Consider the following 18,383-nt stretch of genomic DNA (forward strand, 5'->3'; position numbering starts at 1 on the left):
ACCGGGAAGTGTGATGGATTCGGGCGAAAACAAGGACAAGCTCCATAAGGTGGATGCCAATGGCAAGCAAAAGCCGTGGCACAGCCTGTCCGGAAAGCTGCTGCTTTTGACGGTTCTGTTCGTCATGGTGGCGGAAGTGCTGATCTTTGTGCCTTCCGTTGCCAATATGCGCATGCGCTGGCTGGAAGACCGGCTGCGCACCGCCGCCGCGGCCAGCCTTGTCGTCGAGGGCTGGGAGGACATGGAGCTGCCGCGTCCCATCCAGAACGACGCGCTGATGGCCACCGGCACCAAGTCTATCGCCCTGAAAACCGGCGACATGAGCCGGCTAATTGCCACATCCGACATGCCGCCGAAGGTCGATCAGCAATATAACCTGTCGTCCGTTTCGGCATTTGCCGCCATACGCGACGCCTTTGTGACGCTTTTTTCCGACGACCGGATCATCCGCGTCTACGGGCCGGTCGGCGACAGCACCATGATGATCGATATCGTCATGGAGGAGGACCCGTTGCGCAATGCCATGCTGATCTATGGCCGCAACGTGTTTTTCCTGTCGTTGCTGATTTCGTTTTTCACCGCCGGACTGGTCTTCGTCGCCATCAATTCAATGATGATCCGCCCGATCCGCAGGATGACCTCCAGCATGCAGGATTTTTCGCGCGATCCCGGCGATCCGGCGCGCATCATCGAGCCGCGTGCGACCAACGATGAAATAGGCATTGCCGAACGGCATCTGGAGGAAATGCAGAGCGAACTGCAAGGCACGCTGAAAAAACAGCAGCACCTGGCCAATCTCGGCCTCGCCGTTTCCAAAATCAACCACGACATGCGCAACATTCTCGCCTCCGCGCAGCTGATGTCCGACCGGCTGGCGATGGTCGACGATCCGGTGGTCAAGCGGTTTGCGCCGAAGCTCCTGCGCACCATGGACCGGGCCGTCGCCTATACCCGCGAGGTGCTCGATTATGGCCGTGCCAGCGAGGCTGAACCCAATCGGCGGCTGATCGATTTCGCGGCGCTTGTTGCGGATGTGCGCGACATGCTGATCGTCGAAACCGAATTGCGGCCCGAAGGCGAACAGGCCTCGGGCAGTGCCGGCATCGACTTTGTCATTGACGTGCCGCAGGGGCTTGAACTCGAGGTCGACAGCGAACAGTTCTTCCGGGTCATTCACAATCTGTGCCGCAACGCCGTTCAGGCGCTCACGGCAGACGGTGCGGATGATCTCGCCATTGTGCGCAGGATTACGGTATCTGCGGCGGTCGAAAACGGAACGGCTACCATCGATATCGACGACACCGGTCCCGGAATGCCGCCAAAGGCGCGCGAAAACCTGTTTACCGCGTTCCACGGTTCTGCGCGCTCCGGCGGCACGGGCCTTGGCCTTGCCATTGCCAACGAGCTGGTGCGTGCCCATGGCGGTACCATCGAACTCGTGGACAAGGCAGGCTCCGGAACGCGGTTCCGCATAACGCTGCCGAACCAGAACGGCGCCGGCATCTGCCCCGACCCGGCCGAACCCGTCGCCATGAAAGAGGTTGGAGAATAGGCCGGTTCGCAACGCGGGGGTGGGAAACCGCACCCGTCGAAGCACCGTTTCCGGCTTTGTCGAAATAGTCGAAAAAATTCGCACGACAGCGCTTGCATTCCGCCATCGAAAGGATTAGTTAGACGCCTCGCGGACAGGCATTGCCCTCCGCCGACGCGCTCGTAGCTCAGCTGGATAGAGCACCAGACTACGAATCTGGGGGTCGGGAGTTCGAATCTTCCCGAGCGCGCCACCGCAATTTTCACAAATTCGGAACTACTTCGCCATTGTTTGTTGGCGGGATTTTGTTTTTTTCCGTTGCAGTTGAAGAATTTTTGAGCTTGAGCAGATCCCAAATTTATCATTTTTGCTCGTATATGAATTATAAATGATGGAACGCTAAAAATAATATGAAAAGTGCGATGTACTAAAGAAATATACATCGTTTAATACTGCGAAGTAACCGAAAATACACCAAAGCAGACGAAGCTCATCTGCAATTTACAGCCGCTTTATCAAGTCTTAAGCGGCAGCGTGCCTTATTGGCCCGGTAAATGGGCGATTTGTATCAGGCATTGTTACGCGCAGGGGTTATCCTTGAAACAATATGTCATTCGGTAAGAGCCCTGTTTTTTGTAAAACCACCGCTTACGACCTGTTGGAGTGCGTGGTGAATAACAAGACTGGCTAGGCGGCACTGGTGAAAAGATTGGTTCGTTCTTCCGACATCAATACAAATTCGGACAAGTATTCCTGCCTGACGCTCCGTGACGCAATCGCGGCGAGCCGGCCCGCTTTTTTGGCAATTGCGGTGTTCAGCTTCTTCATCAATCTTCTGATGCTGACTGGACCCCTGTTCATGCTGCAGATCTACGATCGGGTTCTGTCCAGCCGTTCCCTGCCGACGCTGGCGGTGCTGTTTGGTCTGGTTGTCGCGCTTTTTCTCGCCATGGGTCTTCTGGAAATAATCAGGTCCCGGATCCTGGCGCGGATAGGTGCGCATGTGGCGCAACGTATTCACCAGCGACTTTTCGATGCGGTAATGCAACTCGGACTGAGGACAGGTGGAAGCAGCAAGTCCACAGCGCCGTTGCGTGAACTCGATACCGTTGTCCAGTATCTCACGGGACCGGGATTTGTTGTCCTGTTCGACGCACCGTGGGTTCCTGTCTACATATTCGTCATCTTCCTGTTCAATCCGATGTTGGGCTGGCTTGCCGTTGCCGCGGCGGCTGTTTTGTTTACCATTGCTCTGTTGAACGATTGGCGCGCGCGTATGCCGTCAAGACAGGCTAACCTCGCTGCGGCCGAGGCGCTGGAGATTGCCGGTGCGGGTCAGCGAAACGGCGAAGTTCTCGCTGCTATGGGGATGCTCGGTCCCTTGCGCCGCCGGTGGTCCGACAAGCACATGGATGCACTGATATCGCAGTCGAGCGCGCGCGATCGGGCAGGCACGCTTTCAGCGTTCTCCAGGTCATTTCGCCTTTTTGTGCAGTCAGCGATTTTGGCCGCCGGTGCCGTGCTTGTCATTCAGGGAGAGATAACGGCGGGTGTCATGATCGCCGCGTCTATCGTGCTCGGCAGGGCTTTGCAGCCGATTGAACAATCGATAGTACACTGGCGTGGCTTCCTGCGTTATCGCGAAGCCAAGAAAATGCTTGCAACGCTGCTTGAAAACACTCCGCTGCAGCAAGAGAAAACAAAACTGCCAAGGCCGGAAGGACAGTTGGATGTCAGCCAACTGCTAGTCGCGAATCCGGGTGGCAAGAACCTGATTTTGAACAAGATAGATTTCAGGGTCGCTCCGGGACGAATACTGAGCGTTGTCGGTGAGAGCGCATCGGGCAAGACGACACTTGCCCGGGTGCTGACCGGTGTTTGGAAACCGGTATCGGGCGAGGTTCGCCTGGACGGGGCGACGCTCGACCAGTGGAACCCCGATGAACTGGGAAGCTATGTCGGCTATCTGCCGCAGGATATCGAACTGTTTGACGGAACAATTGCAGAAAACATTTCCCGTCTTGAAGAAACACCGAAATCAGAGGATATCGTCAAAGCGGCAAAGCAGGCTGGCGCACACGAAATGATAAAGCGCGTCGGTGGCTATCAGGCCCGCATCGGGCCGAGCGGAAACAACCTGTCGGCAGGTCAGCGTCAGCGTATTGCGCTTGCGCGTGCGCTTTACAGGGAGCCGGCCGTGGTCATTCTTGATGAACCGAATTCCAATCTTGACGGAGACGGAGAAGAAGCGCTGTTTTCGGCGATTATCGGAATGAGAGACCGCGGCCAGACGGTTGTCGTCATCGCCCACCGCAGCAAAATTCTCAATCTCGCCGACGATATACTGGTACTTCATGCCGGCAACCAGGTCATTTTTGGCGACCGGGAGACCGTGGTGTCTGAAATGAGAAACCGGCATTCCGCCCGCGCGGCCGGCGCCAGGCCGCAGATCAGTCAGTGGGGTACGACCGGAGCTGGGCTGAGAATAACTGCCGGTCAAAATTATGCCGTAGGCAAGGATGGAGCACGGCCTTCTTCGCAAAAGGCACAAGGACTGGTAACCGGTGAGTGACATGGCAGGAAAACTCAAACTAAGGATCTGGCCGTGGGTCTATGCCGGTTTTTTTGTCGTGATTGCAATCTTCGGTGTGGGCGGCGCCTGGGCAACATTCACCGAGATATCCGGTGCGGTAATCGCCCCGGGCACGATCAGTGTCGAATCGAAGGTCAAGACCATTCAACATCTCGACGGCGGTATCGTCAGCGAGATTTATGTGGGCGATGGCGATGAAGTCAAAGCGGGGGTTCGCCTGCTTCGCCTTGACGAGACGGCTCTCAAGGCCAGCCTCAATATTGTAACCAACAGTCTGATCGAATTGATTGCCCGCAGATCCCGACTGGAAGCTGAGCAGTACGGTAAGCAGGCCATCGAATTCCCGGAGGAGCTATTCCGGGCTGGCGATGTGCTTTTCGTCGGTCAGATCGTGGGCAGCAAAAAATCTTTGTTTGAGGCCCGCCGGGAAACACGCGCCGGGCAAAAGAAAGTGATGCGCGAGAAGATATCGCAACTGGAAAACCAGATCGACGGACTTGAAGCTCAGATTGTCTCCAATGAACAACAGGCGGACATTCTCGCAGCAAATATCGTTCGTAAAAAGCCGGCGGCCGAGGATGGCATTGTATCATTGGATACGATGGATCAACTTTACGGCCGGCAAGCGGATCTGGCCGGTGAACGCGGTGAACTGCACAATACCGTTGCGCGCGTCAGAAGTCAGATTACCGAGACGGAACTTCAGATACTGCAGATTGATGTCGATTTTCGTGAACAGGTACAGGCGGATTTGCGTGAAGTCACAAACAAAATCGCAGAGCTTCGCGAGCAAAGAGCGGCACTTGAGGAAAAACTGCTCCGGACCCAAATTGTTGCTCCCGTCTCCGGCCGCATCCATGATCTGTCGGTCCATACCGTCGGCGGTGTGGTATCACCCGCAGAGCAGATACTGCAGATCATTCCCGATAATGACCGTTTGGTCGTCGAAGCCCGGATCAACACGACAGATGTCGATCTTGTCTATTTGGGGCAGGACGCAATTGTACAACTCTCTGCATTCGATATGCGAACGACGCCCACGCTGAACGCAAATGTCGTGCAGATATCTGCGGCTCAACTCGTCGATCCGGCCACAAATGTGCCCTATTTTTCAGTGGAGCTGGAAATCCCGGAGAGCGAGCTGCTGCAGCTCGACAAATCTCTGAAACTGCTTCCCGGAATGCCTGCTGAAGCCTTTATCAGCACCGGCAAACGCACGCCGCTGGACTACCTGCTTAAGCCGTTTTCCGTTTCCATCATGAAAGCCCTGAGGGAAAACTAAACACTAGGCAGAGAGCGTGCAGCAGCGATAACAAATCATTAATCGCGACGCCCAATTTTTGAGGTGCGGTTTAAGGGCTGCTTCAGGCATGATGCCGTAGGATGAGTCGGGGCATTCGTGACACGGGAGAGGGATTGTGTTGACGCCGTGCGGCATACTGCGCAGGCGTTTGTTGGATTGCAAAGTGCTGTAAAACGGAGAGCACATTAATGGGCGAACAGCATCAACTGATTGGACATTGCGAGTGTCCGATGTGTACGGGACAATTCGACGCGCAGGACGTCACGGATAGTTCGGCCAACCCGGGTCCGGTAAACGCTCCCACATTCAACAATGACCAGGTCATTTCCCAGATCAACTCCGGATACAAATGGTCCGGCAGTCAGATAACCTATGGCTTTCCAGGCAGCGCGCCGACTTGGGCGGGATCCGAAGGCTCCGGGTTTTCATCATTTAATTCGTACCAGCAGGCAGCCACGCGCGAGATCATGGCGCTTTGGGACGAGTTGATTCCCCAATCGTTTGTGGAAAGCGTTTCGAACGCGGCAAGCGCCGATGTCAATTTTGGCAACACCAATACGAATATCGGATATGCGCATGCTTATTATCCCGGCAGCTATTCGAAAGCCGGATCGGTGTGGCTGAACGCGCAGACCTATTCCGGTCTGTATTCGCCCGATCCCGGCGACTATTATTGGCTGACGATAATACACGAGGTCGGGCATGCTCTCGGATTGAGCCACCCGGGCGCCTACAATGGCGGCTCTCCCACCTACGCGTCGGATGCGGAATATGCGCAGGACACCCGCCAGTGGTCCGTCATGTCCTATTTCAGCGCCTCCAATACCGGCGCGGACAACAATGGCGGTACCGGCTGGAAATATGCCCAGACGCCGATGGTCCACGACATACTGACCATTCAGGCGATCTACGGTGCCGATACCACCACGCGCACTGGCGACACGACATACGGCTTCAATTCGACAGCCGGCAAAGCGATATTCGACTTCTCCCAGAATGCGACACCGGTTCTGACGATATGGGACGCTGGCGGCACCGACACGCTCGATCTTTCCGGTTTCTCCCAGCGCGCCATCATCGATCTGACGCCCGGAAGCTACTCGTCCGTCGGTGGCGTATCGAATACGATGACCAACAATCTCGGCATCGCCCACAACACCTGGATCGAAAACGCCATTGGCGGAAGTGGGAATGACACGATTGGCGGAAACGATTTGGCGAACACGCTGCAGGGGCTCGGCGGGAACGATGTATTAAATGGCGGCAATGGAAACGACATTCTAATTGGCGGCGACGGTGCTGACCAGTTCAGTGGGGGTGACGGCGATGACTGGATATGGGCGGATACAGCCGACACATCATTTGATGGCGGTGCCGGTTTCGACCGTTTGATTTTTCAGGGCGCCACGGGATCAAATGTCGCCTTGGCTGGGACGAATATCGAGTTGGCGTGGGGAGGTTCCGGCAACGACGTATATGATGCCACTGGCGTTGCCACGGGTGTCTATTTATACGGCAATTCGGGCAACGACACACTGACCGGCGGTAACGGCGATGACTTCATTGCTGGCGGTGACGACAATGATCTGCTAACCGGCGGCGGCGGAAACGATACACTTGTCGGCGATGGTGGTGCTGACCAGTTCAGTGGGGGTGACGGCGATGACTGGATATGGGCGGATACAGCCGACACATCATTTGATGGCGGTGCCGGTTTCGACCGTTTGATTTTTCAGGGCGCCACGGGATCAAATGTCGCCTTGGCTGGGACGAATATCGAGTTGGCGTGGGGAGGTTCCGGCAACGACGTATATGATGCCACTGGCGTTGCCACGGGTGTCTATTTATACGGCAATTCGGGCAACGACACACTGACCGGCGGTTCTGGTAACGATATAATCGACGGTGGTGCAGGCAATGACATACTGAATGGCGGCGGCGGCAATGATCGGTTCGTTTTTTTCGGTGTCACAGGTTCCGACACCATCGGCGATTGGGAAAACGGCAGCGACATAATCGACTTCTCGTCAAACGACAACGTTAACGCGTTCAGCGACCTGACGATCACGGATGTGGGTGGTGATGCACAATTCGAGTTTGACGGAAACACGATTCTGGCGCTTGGGGCCGCTGGTCAGTTCGACAGTACCGATTTTCTGTTTGCCTAGGTACGCATACTGAAAAGCGAGTGTTTGGAATTCATCGTTGTTCCCAACGCACCTGACAATTTGGGCATCAGGGCCAATATCTCTGCCGATTTGTAAGTTTCGATAGATCAAACATTGATTGGTCTGCGCTATCAATCACCGCAGTCTCACCCCGCAACAGTCAATTCCATGCGCCTCCCGCCAAAGCCGTTTGATCGGCTTTGGCGGGAGGCATCAGTGACGAAACACTCGATCTCGGAAAGATGTCCGACCTGCGCCGGTGCGCGGCGCTGGAATTTCATCTGGTCCGCGATCAGGATTATCTTCCAGGTCTGTTCGATGATGGCCAGGGCAACGCGCGCTTCCCGATTTTCGAAATCAAGCAGCTCGCCTTCCCTGTCGATGGCTGCGGCACCGATTATGCCGCGGTCGTTCTTCCGCACCATGCCGCCGGCGATGATCACCCCGACAGTTTCAGCAACTCAGAAATTTGACCGAAATCATTGATCCGTGCGCCGCGGGCTGTTCAACTTCTCTCAAGCGAGTAGGGTTGGAACAGTGAGCAGGCACTCAGACAAAACAGCCGGACTGATACGGAATTGGCTCGACGCGGTCGTCGTTGACCTTTTCCGCCAGTTCCGCTGGTCGTTCCTGCCGCCGCTCATGGTCTATTTTGCCGCCGGCATTTCGGGCCTTACGGCCATTGTCGGGGCTTTTTTCGTCAAGGAATATCTTGGCCTGTCGGCCGCCTTTCTTTCGGGTCTGGCATTCTGGGCGGGCATTCCCTGGGCTCTGAAAATGCCGCTCGGGCATCTGGTCGATCTTATCTGGCGATGGAAGGTGCTGCTGGTCTATCTGGGCGCGGCGCTTGTCGCTGCAAGCCTGTTGATCATGTATGCGCTCATTACCGAAACTGCCCGCATGTCGGCACTCATGCCGATTGAAGCCTGGTATGTGCTGAGCGCCCTGTTGGCGCCAAGCGGCTATGTCGTTCAGGATTCCGTTGCCGATGCAATGTCGGTTGAGGCCGTGCCCCGTGTCGATGCGGAAGGGCAGGCTTTGAGTGAAACCAGGACCAAGGCGTTGCATACGACGATGCAGACCCTTGGACGGGTGGCCCTGATCAGCGGGCTGGTTGCCGTTGCGCTCCTCAATATCTTCATGTTCTCAGGCATTGAAATGATGTCCGAGATCGAAAAGGCAGCTGTCTATGCCCGCATTTATCTGATGGCGCTTGCCATACCGGTCGTTTCCGTCTCCGGTGTGCTTCTGGCGGTCATCTTGAAATGGCGTCAGCGGCGCAGGCTCCGTGCGCAGGGCAGGAGCGCCGATGAAATTGAAAATCTCGTGGACCGGCCAGCTGAGAAAGCGGAGGCGAATTACTGGTACTTCGTCGGCGGCCTGGCTTTTGTGCTTCTCACGCTGGCGGTCGGTCTGTCCGACATACCTTTTTCGCAGGAAATCGTGTTTGCCGGTTCAATGGCGATCGTTCTGATACTGATGCGCCAGCTGATTGCGCACCTTGCGCTTGCCAAGGCGCGTGCGTTGGTCGGCACCGCCATCATCATTTTTGTCTTCAGGGCCGTTCCTCTGCCGGGCGCGGGCGCCACCTGGTTTGAAATAGACATCCTCGGATTTGATCAGCAGTTCCTTTCGGTGCTTTCGCTGATCACATCCGTGCTGACGCTCGCCGGCATGATTATCCTGCGGCCGCTCTTCGCATCGAGGACCATATCTCACATCGTCATCCTGCTGACCGTGGCCGCGACCATATTGGCGCTGCCCAATATCGGCCTTTACTACGGACTTCATCACTGGACCGGTCCGCTTACGGGCGGCGTTGTCGATGCGCGCTTCATCGCCATCATGGACACAGCCGTTGAATCACCGCTCGGCCAGATAGCCATGATCCCGATGCTGGCATGGATTGCTAAAAACGCACCGTTTGAACTCAAAGCAACGTTTTTCGCGGTTATGGCATCGTTTACCAACCTTGCACTTTCCGCCAGCAGTCTGCTGACGAAATATCTCAATCAGCTGTTCCTGGTTACCCGTGAAGTGCGGGACCGCGAAACCGGGGCGATCACGGTTGCGGCGGATTACAGTTCGCTCGGCACGTTGCTGATCATTGTTGCCGCCATATCGCTGCTTGCGCCATTGATAACAATTATGATCGTGCAGTTGACCGTGCTGCGGACGGAGGAGTGAGACAAATGAAAGGCGCCAGGTCATCCGCATTTTGTAATATTGACATGGCTCAAGACCTGCAGTCGACTAATATGCCATAGTCATCCAGGCGGCTTGCCTGGCGTCGAAGCAGATGCCGCCGATGTTTGAACGCAGCGCAGGATGGGTTTTGATGTCAATTTCCCAGAATTCCGGACGGGTCGAACACGCCGCGCTCAAACGGACACTGACATTGCCCTATGTCGTGTTTTACGGCCTCGGCGTCACCGTGGGCGCGGGCATCTATGTGCTGATCGGCGAAGTCATAGCAAGGGCGGGCAATTATGCGCCCGTCTCGTTTCTGATTGCCGGCCTTGTTATGGTGTTTCCGGCTGCATGCTACGCGGAGCTGACCGGCCGGCTGCCCTATGCGGCGGCGGAAGCCCATTTTGTCGAGGCCGGATTTCGATCGAAAACGCTGTTCCTCATTGTCGGCCTGGCCGTTGCCTCGGTCGGCATCGTTTCTTCCGCTGCCATTGCCCACGGCGCCGTCGGCTATATATCGCAGATCACCGACCTGCCGCCGCTTTATCTTCTCGTTGGCGTCATACTGGCGACAGGTCTTGTTGCCGGTTTTGGGGTTCGCGAATCCATCGCATTCGCCGGCCTGCTGACGCTGATAGAGGTCAGCGGTCTTGTTGCGATCGTCGTTGGATCGGCAATGTCCGGAGCCGATCTTGTGGGTCAGGCCCGCGAGATGGTGCCGCAGTCATTTTCGACTGTCATCTGGTTCGGCATTGTCAGCTCCAGCCTGTTGGCATTTTTTGCCTTCATCGGCTTTGAGGATATTCCTTCGATCGCCGAAGAAACGGTCAATCCGCAAAAGACACTGTCGCGCGGCATATTCATCACCCTCATCCTCAGCCTGCTGATCTATGTCGCGGTTGCTGTTGCGTCCCTTGCCGCTGTGCCGGCCGCCGAGATTACCGCCACAAATGCACCTCTTGCGCTGGTGTTTTCAAAAACCACCGGTCTTTCGCCGCTCGCAATCACTTTGATCGCGATCATTGCAACCGTTAACGGGATCATTGTCCAGATACTCATGGCAGCGCGTGTCCTCTACGGTCTTGCGAACCGCGGCTCCCTGCCGCGCGTCCTTGCATATGTCGATAAACGAACCCGCGCGCCAATCGCCGCAACTGGCGTCGCCACGGGGACTGTACTGGTGCTGGCGCTAACATTTCCGATCACCCGGCTGGCCGAGTCGACCTCGGTCATCACGCTGATCATTTTTGCAACGGTGTGCGCGGCGCTCATACGCATCAAGAGATCGGGAGCAGAAGCACCGGCCGGCACTTTCATCGTGCCGGTCTGGATTCCCTATTGCGGCATCGTTGCCTGCCTGACACTGCTTATTTCCGGGATACTGGCTGGTTGAAGATGCCGTTTCACTCGACGACGGTGAGGATCTCGGTCAATGGCTTCTTGAGCTTTGCGATCTTCGGAACCTTGGCGTCTTCGGCAGGGTGGCCTGCTGCTATGATCATTACCGGTTTTTCCGATTCGGGCCGCCCCAGCACGCCGTTGAGGAACTTCATCGGGTTTGGCGTATGGGTCAGTGTCACAAGACCCGCATGGTGCAGCGCGGCGATCAGGAAGCCCGTCGCTATCCCGACGCTTTCGGGCACATAATAGTTCTTGAATCGCGTCCCGTCATCGAAATGGCCCCACCGCTGGGCAAAAACCACAATGAGCCACGGTGCGACATCGAGATGCGGCTTTTCAGCACTGGTGCCGATCGGCTCCAGTGCCTTCAGCCATTCATCACCGGCGCCACCTTCGTAGAAACGGCGCTCTTCCTCCTCCGCGGCGAGCCTTATCCGGTGCTTGGATGACGCTTCAGAAACCGCTACGAAGTGCCAGGGCTGGTGGTTAGCACCGCTGGGCGCCGTACCGGCCGTTTGTATGCAAGCCTCGATAATTTGATTCGGCACCGGGCGATCCGAATAATCACGCACGGTGTGCCGGCATTTCATGCGGTCATAAAACGCCTTTGCTTCCGAGAGCATTTCAGCGTCGGTGAGATCCATGCGATCGGGCAGGTCGAGCGCTTCATATTCGATGTTTTTGCGCGCAAACATATAACTTTTCTCCGCCCTTCCAATCCTGTTGCGTCACGGTGGTATTGCTCGGGCCGGCCTTGCCTACTTCGCAACGACCAGCTCGACATTGGCTTCCCGGCAAAGTCGCTCGATCTTTTTCGGTGGTGCAGCATCGGTGACAAAATAGTCGATCTCGGAAAGGTGGCCGATCTGCACCGGCGCGCGGCGCTGGAATTTCATATGGTCGGCGACCAGTATCTTCTTGCGGGCCTGCTCTATTATCGCCTGGGCAACGCGCACCTCCCGATAGTCGAAATCGAGAAGCTCGCCCTCTTCGTCGATGGCCGAAGCGCCGATGATGGCAAAATCCACCTTGAACTGGCGGATAAGATCAACGGCCGCCGCACCGATGATGCCGCGGTCGCTTTTACGCACCATGCCGCCGGTGATGACCACCTCGACATTTTCCGCCTCGGAAAGAATGAGGGCGACATTGAGGTTGTTGGTGATCGCCATGAGCTCCACATGGTGGCGCAGGGCATAGGCAACCTGTTCGGTCGTTGTGCCGATATTGAGAATGACCGACGAGTTGTTCGGAACCAGTTCGGCAACGGCGTGCGCGATCCGCATCTTGCCTTCCGAGGCCATGTCGCGTCGGGACTGATAAGCAAGATTGACCGTATTTGACGGAAAGATTGCGCCGCCATGCACGCGCTGCAGCTTTTCCATGTCGCACAGCTCGTTGAGATCCTTGCGAATCGTCTGCGGTGTAACGTCAAAATGAGACGCAAGGCTTTCCACTTCGACACGGCCTTCCTTTCGGGCAATGTCGAGAATGTCGATCTGTCTTGGCTGCAACCGTTGCACGTTGGTTCCTCCCTGGGCGGTAACCATTAATCGTAAAATTCAGCAAAGATCAAATAGTGAGCCGGCGGTGCGCGGGGCACCGGACGCCATTGCGGTCGCACATGGCGGTGGTTGCATCCATGAACTTTGTTACCTAGTTTTTGCGGTATGAGGTTCGCGATCATCGCCCTGCTGATACTCTACTTCGGGCCATTGCTGGCGCAGTTTGCGGTCTATGCGGCGAGTGATCCGCAGGCACACTGGAGCCGGGCCGACCGGTCGCAGGTCGGGCTTGCGCCCGACCCGGCAAAGGAAAAAGCCGCAGTCGTGCAGATCTATGCGGCCCGCGCCTACCGCTGGCGCGGTGTGTTTGCGGTCCACACCTGGCTCGCCATCAAGGGCGAAAATGCGGTGAACTATACGCGCTATGACGTCATCGGATGGGGGCGGGCGCTGCGGACAGGTATAGGGCAGCCGGACAGCCGCTGGGTAGGCAACGAACCGATGGTCCTGTTTGAGGCACGCGGCGATGCGGCGGCGGCGATGATCCCGAAAATCAAGGCGGCCGTCGCAAAGTATCCTCATGGCGGCAGGGGTGCCTATACGCTTTGGCCGGGGCCGAACTCCAACAGTTTCATAGCCGCGATCGCCCGTGAGGTTCCGGGGCTGAAGGTGGCGCTGCCGCCCATTGCAATCGGCAAGGACTATGCGCCCGATTGGTTGTCGGTAATGGAAACGCCATCCAACACGGGCTGGCAGATATCCTTTGCCGGCTATGCCGGCCTTGGTATCGGGTCTGTCGAGGGTATAGAGCTGCATATTTTGGGCCAGACGCTCGGTATCGACTTTCTGCGTCCGGCCGTGAAACTGCCCGGCCTTGGTCGTCTTGGACTTTCCCGCAGCCCCGTCCTCTGAACCCTGTTTCTGAAACCCGGCAATGGACCGTCGCGTCTGTCCGCTTGGCGGACGGGATTGGTTTGCCTGGCTCCACAGTCCGTATCCCGCGTTATTTGCAGTCGGCGAACGAACAACGGGCGCAAAGCGCCTTGAGCAAAGAGGGACAGGTATGAAGCTGGCAAGTTTCGAGAAAAATGGCGTTGCCGGATACGGGGTCGTCGAAAATGACCGTCTGTTGGATGTCAGCGCGGTGCTTGGTGAGAAATACCGGACATTGCGGGCGATCATGACCGCCGGTGCGCTTGCTGAGGTCGGCAAAGCCGCACGATCGGCGCCTCAACGGCCCATTGATGAGATCAGCTTCCTTCCGGTCATTCCGGATCCTTCGAAAATCATTTGTATCGGCATCAACTACGCCACGCACATCGCCGAGGCAGGACGCGAAACACCGCAATATCCCATGATCTTCGTCCGTTTTTCGGAAAGCCAGACCGGTCATCGGCAACCGATGATCATTCCGGCTGAATCCGGCAAGTTCGATTTCGAGGGCGAGCTGGCGGTTGTAATCGGTAGGGGCGGCCGGCGCATACCGCGTGAGCGGGCGCTCGATCATGTTGCAGGATATGCCTGTTACAATGACGGATCGGTGCGCGATTGGCAGCGCCACTCAACGCAGTTCACCGCCGGTAAGAATTTCCCCGGAACAGGAGCCTTCGGTCCATGGCTCGTGACCGGTGATGAAATTCCGGATCCCTCCCGGCTTGAGCTTGAAACCCGGTTGAACGGCGAAGTGATGCAGCGCGCACCGATTTCCGATCTTGTCTTTGATGTTCCGGCGCTGATCGAATACTGCTCCACGATGACACAATTAACCCCGGGTGACGTTATTATCACCGGCACGACAGGCGGTGTCGGAGCGTTTCGCAATCCCCCGCTTTTCATGCGCGATGGTGACACGGTCGAAGTTGAAATCACGCAGATCGGCACGCTGACGAACCGGGTTCAGGCAGAGAAAGTGTGATGAGTGTCGTGCAGGGCCGCAAACCGGTTTCGATTGCATCCGCGGTTTGAATTTGAGTTGGCCGCCCTTGCACCGGAGTGTGGGAATGTGGATGTTTTGCAAACAGCCTTTGCGAATGACGCGAACGGTCAACCCAACCGGAAGATCCTGTCATGAAAACCACCACTCGTCTGCGGGCCCTCTTTGAAGCACCGGAAATTCTCGTCATGCCGGGCGCCCATGATGCGCTGTCGGCAAAACTTGCCGAGCGCGCCGGCTTCGACGCCATCATCATGGGCGGATTTCCGATCACCGGCTCGCTGCTGGCCGCGCCCGATTCGTCCCAGCTCGGGCTCATGGAACTGGCCGAACACTACCGCCGCGTCACCGGCGCCATCGAAATCCCGCTCTTTGCCGATGCGGACACCGGGTTTGGAAATGTATCCAATGTGCGCCGTACCGCGCGTGAATTCGAGCGGGCCGGTGTTTCGGGCTTTTTTATCGAAGACCAGATATTCCCCAAACGCTGCGGCCACACGCCCGGAAAGGCGGTTGTTCCGGCTGATGAGATGGTCTCCAAGATCAAAGCGGCGACCGATGCAAGGGTTGATAGCGATCTGGTGATCATGGCGCGCACGGACGCACTGGCGGTAGAAGGCATCAACGCCGCGATCGATCGCGCCGGGCTCTATCGCGAGGCCGGCGCTGATGCGCTCTTTGTCGAAGCGCCAACGAGCGTCGAGGAGATGCGCAAGATCATCAACGATCTGGGCGGCCTGCACATGGCCAACATGATCGACTTCGGAATGTCGCCCGACCTCAATGCCGAAGAACTGGAGGAAATAGGCTTTTCCTGCGCCGTCTGGGGATTGAGCTCGATCTTCACCATGACCCGCGCATTGATCGATCTTTATGCCCGCATCAAATCAGACGGGACCAGTGCCAATGCGCGTGAAAATATGGTCAGCTTTGCTGAATTCACCGATCTTGTGGGTTTGCCGCAAATGCGTCAAACAGAGCAGGACGACCTTGATTTTGCCAAGGCGTTGATTGATTCGCGGGACTGAATTTCAGACGGCCTGTGTGAACCAGCATTGACGGGGAACGCTGCATGACGCCCAACACACGTATTTTCGACGGCCACAACGATGTGCTTACCAGAATATTCAAGGCCGGAGGAATTGGGGCCGCCGACGGATTCATCATAGGGCAGGATGGGCATATCGATCTGCCAAAAGCCAGGATGGGTGACTTTGGCGGTGGTTTTTTTGCCATATGGATACCCACCGCTGAGGAACTGGATGATGATTTTTCCGCAATGGAATCCGAGCAATACGATATCCCGCTTCCCGAAGCCGTCGATGCCACGGATGCCATCCAGATCGCCCTGGAACAGGCGGCGATCCTGTTCCGGCTGGAAGAGCTTGGCGCCCTCAAGGTCTGCGTGACGACCGCCGAGTTGCGGGACTGTCTGGAACGCGGAAAACTGGCCGCCATCCTGCACATGGAAGGAGCCGAGGCGATCGACCCGGAACTTCATGCGCTCGACGTTTTTTATCGTGCCGGTCTGCGTTCGATTGGTCCCGTCTGGAGCCGTCCAACGATCTTTGGCGAGGGTGTTCCGTTCCGCTACCCGGGTTCCCCCGATACCGGCGGCGGGCTGACGGAACTCGGCTTTGATCTTGTGCGCCGCTGCAACGCTCTGCGCATCATGATAGACCTGTCGCACATCACCGAAAGGGGATTCTGGGATGTCGCCGAGCACAGCACGCAACCGCTCGTCGCAACCCACTCGAACGCCCATGCCATCTGCCCGCATGTGCGAAACCTGACAGACAGGCAGCTTGAAGCGATCGCGCAGAGCGACGGCATGGTCGGGGTCAATTTCGCCGCGGCTTTCCTGCGTGAAGACGGCAGGATGATCGATGATGTGCCGCTGGAACAGATGTTGCGGCACTTTGATCACCTGCTCAACATCCTTGGCGAGGACCGCGTTGGTTTCGGCACCGATTTTGACGGCGCGGTGGTACCCAAGGCGATCACAGATGCTTCTGGGTTGCCCGCATTGACGGAAGCGATGCGCAAACACGGCTATGACGAAGTGCTGATGACCAAGCTGTGTCACAGAAACTGGCTGCGGGTTCTGCAAAAGACCTGGGGGGCGTGACTTTTTTTGCGCTCACGGCCGCACCGCCGCTGACGCGGCTGGCCTGCGCGGGCGCGCCGCATAAGCGGCGACAGCCGGTCGGCCTTGCGAAGCGCATCGCGCTTCGGTCTCTTGTTCCTTGAGGGGCCTGTCCTGGGAAAAGACTACGGTGCGCAGCACCGCAAGCGCGACCGCGCGTCGGGCCAAGTGGCCCGCCCCGTCCGGAGCCAGCGCCGAAGGCGCGTTCGGCGTGAGGACAAATCAAACAGAGGACAAAACCAATTACCCCAGTAGCCGCTCCTCGAACGGATAGCTGGTGAGATTCTCGTAGCCTGTCTCCGTGATCAGCAACTGGTCCTCGAGTTTGACACCCACCTTGCCGCCATCCGCTCCGATATAAGCCTCTACAGTCATCACCATGCCCGGTTCCAGCGCGCCGGCATAGCCGCTCGCTTCATAGTCTTCGGGATAGCGGATCGCCGGATACTCATCGCACAGGCCAACACCGTGTGCGAGGCAGCTATAGCGCTGATTGCGGAATTTTTCCGGCAAGCGGTGCGCCTTTTGGGTGATTTCCTCGAAACCCATGCCCGGCTTCATCAGCTCCATATTGGCGTGGATGTGCTCATAGGCGACCTTGTAGTGCTCTTTTTGCTCCTCGGTCGGTTCGAAATCACCCACCATCCACGTGCGTGAAATATCGACGCAGATACCGTAGGTGCCAATGAGATCGGTATCGAAACCGAGCAGTTCCCCGTGCTGAATGATGCGCGGCCCGCATTCCTGGAACCACGGATTGCAGCGCGGTCCGGACGCAAGAAGCCGCGTTTCGATCCATTCGCCGCCACGGCGGATGTTGCCGGCGTGCAGTTCTGCCCAGACATCGTTTTCGGATACGCCCGGTTTCATGGCCGCGTGCATTTCCCCGACCGCCAGTTCGCACGAATGTATGGCGCAGCGCATAGCAAGGATCTCATCGGTCCCTTTGACCATCCGCGCAATCTCTGTGACCTCCTGACCACTGAAAACCTCGACGCCGAGCGATTGTAGCGCGGCAAATCCCGCGGTCTCGATCTTGTCAACGGCAAGCCGCCGGTTTTTGCCGCCATGCACACGAAGCAGATCGTCGAGCTCGGCGGCAAAGAGCGCCGCGTGTTCTTCGACCCGGTCGCCGCTTTCGAAATAGAAAAAGCTCGCTCCGTGGCGCACTTCGCGCACGATCGGCAAATGGGCCGAAAGGTGCTCGCAATTGTGAAAATCCCAAAGCACCACATAGCCGTCCGCCGAGATGAAACAGGCGCGTGCCGCATTGTGTGCGGTCCATAACTGCATGTTGGTTGTGTCTGTGGCATAGCGGATATTGAGCGGGTCGAAGCAAAGCAGGCCCGCATAGTCGCGCTTGCGAATCTCGGCGACCAGCCGCTCAAGGCGGAACTGACGCATGCTTTCGAGATTGGGTGCAGTCAGTCCGGCGGCTTCCCACTCGGAAAATGCGAGGGCCGTCGGTCCGATCTCCACGCGGTCATTATCGTCAGGCGATCCGTCCGGTTTCAGCTGGCGGGCGCGCCTGCGTGTCGGGTCTATTTTCTGGTTCGAGATGGAAAACACGCTCATGAAATCATCCTGTTCCGCCACCGATATTACGGCAGAGC

At 57.1% G+C, this 18,383-nt stretch carries 14 protein-coding genes and 1 tRNA gene; 11 read left to right on the forward strand and 4 right to left on the reverse strand.

Annotated elements, in window-relative coordinates; genetic code table 11:
* Positions 1-13: 13 nt before the first annotated feature.
* From ABVT35_RS22720 to ABVT35_RS22740, 5 genes are all read left to right on the forward strand, one after another.
* Positions 14-1,552 (forward strand): ATP-binding protein, encoded by a 1,539-nt coding sequence (locus ABVT35_RS22720; protein WP_368469577.1) that lies wholly within the window; start codon positions 14-16, stop codon positions 1,550-1,552.
* Positions 1,553-1,707: 155 nt separating this feature from the next.
* A tRNA-Arg gene (locus ABVT35_RS22725) sits at positions 1,708-1,784 on the forward strand.
* Between the two features lie 447 nt (positions 1,785-2,231).
* Positions 2,232-4,103: a type I secretion system permease/ATPase gene (locus ABVT35_RS22730; protein WP_368469578.1), complete on the forward strand. Its 1,872-nt coding sequence runs from the start codon at positions 2,232-2,234 to the stop codon at positions 4,101-4,103.
* Position 4,104: 1 nt separating this feature from the next.
* A complete protein-coding gene (locus ABVT35_RS22735; protein ID WP_368469580.1) occupies positions 4,105-5,406 on the forward strand; it encodes an HlyD family type I secretion periplasmic adaptor subunit in 1,302 nt (433 codons plus the stop codon).
* A gap of 209 nt (positions 5,407-5,615) precedes the next feature.
* Complete coding sequence (locus ABVT35_RS22740) at positions 5,616-7,595, forward strand: M10 family metallopeptidase (RefSeq protein ID WP_368469583.1); 1,980 nt, start codon at positions 5,616-5,618, stop codon at positions 7,593-7,595.
* 146 nt (positions 7,596-7,741) lie between these two features.
* Here ABVT35_RS22740 and ABVT35_RS22745 read toward each other — a convergent pair whose 3' ends face one another.
* Positions 7,742-8,038, reverse strand: a complete 297-nt coding sequence (locus ABVT35_RS22745) for a hypothetical protein (RefSeq protein ID WP_368469584.1) — start codon at positions 8,036-8,038, stop codon at positions 7,742-7,744.
* A 94-nt stretch (positions 8,039-8,132) separates the two neighbouring features.
* On the opposite strand from ABVT35_RS22745, the gene ABVT35_RS22750 reads away from it, so the two are divergent.
* Together ABVT35_RS22750 and ABVT35_RS22755 are read left to right on the forward strand one after the other, a co-directional pair.
* Positions 8,133-9,782, forward strand: a complete 1,650-nt coding sequence (locus ABVT35_RS22750) for a hypothetical protein (RefSeq protein ID WP_368469586.1) — start codon at positions 8,133-8,135, stop codon at positions 9,780-9,782.
* 151 nt (positions 9,783-9,933) lie between these two features.
* A complete protein-coding gene (locus tag ABVT35_RS22755) occupies positions 9,934-11,178 on the forward strand; it encodes an APC family permease (protein ID WP_368469587.1) in 1,245 nt (414 codons plus the stop codon).
* 10 nt (positions 11,179-11,188) lie between these two features.
* Here the strand turns inward: ABVT35_RS22755 and ABVT35_RS22760 are convergent, their stop codons facing one another.
* Together ABVT35_RS22760 and ABVT35_RS22765 are read right to left on the reverse strand one after the other, a co-directional pair.
* Entirely contained in the window at positions 11,189-11,881 is a 693-nt protein-coding gene (locus ABVT35_RS22760) for a nitroreductase family protein (RefSeq protein ID WP_368469588.1), read from the reverse strand.
* 63 nt (positions 11,882-11,944) lie between these two features.
* On the reverse strand, positions 11,945-12,709 hold the full coding sequence (locus ABVT35_RS22765; protein ID WP_368469589.1) for a DeoR/GlpR family DNA-binding transcription regulator: 765 nt from the start codon (positions 12,707-12,709) through the stop codon (positions 11,945-11,947).
* Positions 12,710-12,856: 147 nt separating this feature from the next.
* On the opposite strand from ABVT35_RS22765, the gene ABVT35_RS22770 reads away from it, so the two are divergent.
* The 4 genes from ABVT35_RS22770 to ABVT35_RS22785 all read left to right on the forward strand — a co-directional run bounded on the left by ABVT35_RS22770 (position 12,857) and on the right by ABVT35_RS22785 (position 16,752).
* Positions 12,857-13,603, forward strand: a complete 747-nt coding sequence (locus ABVT35_RS22770; protein WP_368469591.1) for a DUF3750 domain-containing protein — start codon at positions 12,857-12,859, stop codon at positions 13,601-13,603.
* Positions 13,604-13,754: 151 nt separating this feature from the next.
* The gene (locus ABVT35_RS22775) at positions 13,755-14,606 is read left to right on the forward strand and encodes a fumarylacetoacetate hydrolase family protein (protein ID WP_368469592.1); all 852 of its coding nucleotides are present in this window, start codon (positions 13,755-13,757) and stop codon (positions 14,604-14,606) included.
* 152 nt (positions 14,607-14,758) lie between these two features.
* Positions 14,759-15,652 (forward strand): oxaloacetate decarboxylase, encoded by an 894-nt coding sequence (locus tag ABVT35_RS22780; RefSeq protein WP_368469593.1) that lies wholly within the window; start codon positions 14,759-14,761, stop codon positions 15,650-15,652.
* A gap of 44 nt (positions 15,653-15,696) precedes the next feature.
* Positions 15,697-16,752 (forward strand): dipeptidase, encoded by a 1,056-nt coding sequence (locus ABVT35_RS22785; RefSeq protein WP_368469595.1) that lies wholly within the window; start codon positions 15,697-15,699, stop codon positions 16,750-16,752.
* A gap of 261 nt (positions 16,753-17,013) precedes the next feature.
* Here ABVT35_RS22785 and dddP read toward each other — a convergent pair whose 3' ends face one another.
* Complete coding sequence (gene dddP / locus ABVT35_RS22790) at positions 17,014-18,345, reverse strand: dimethylsulfonioproprionate lyase DddP (RefSeq protein ID WP_368469596.1); 1,332 nt, start codon at positions 18,343-18,345, stop codon at positions 17,014-17,016.
* Between the last annotated feature and the right edge of the window lie 38 nt (positions 18,346-18,383).

The sequence above is a fragment of the Hoeflea sp. TYP-13 genome (assembly GCF_040932035.1).
Taxonomy (GTDB): domain Bacteria; phylum Pseudomonadota; class Alphaproteobacteria; order Rhizobiales; family Rhizobiaceae; genus Hoeflea_A.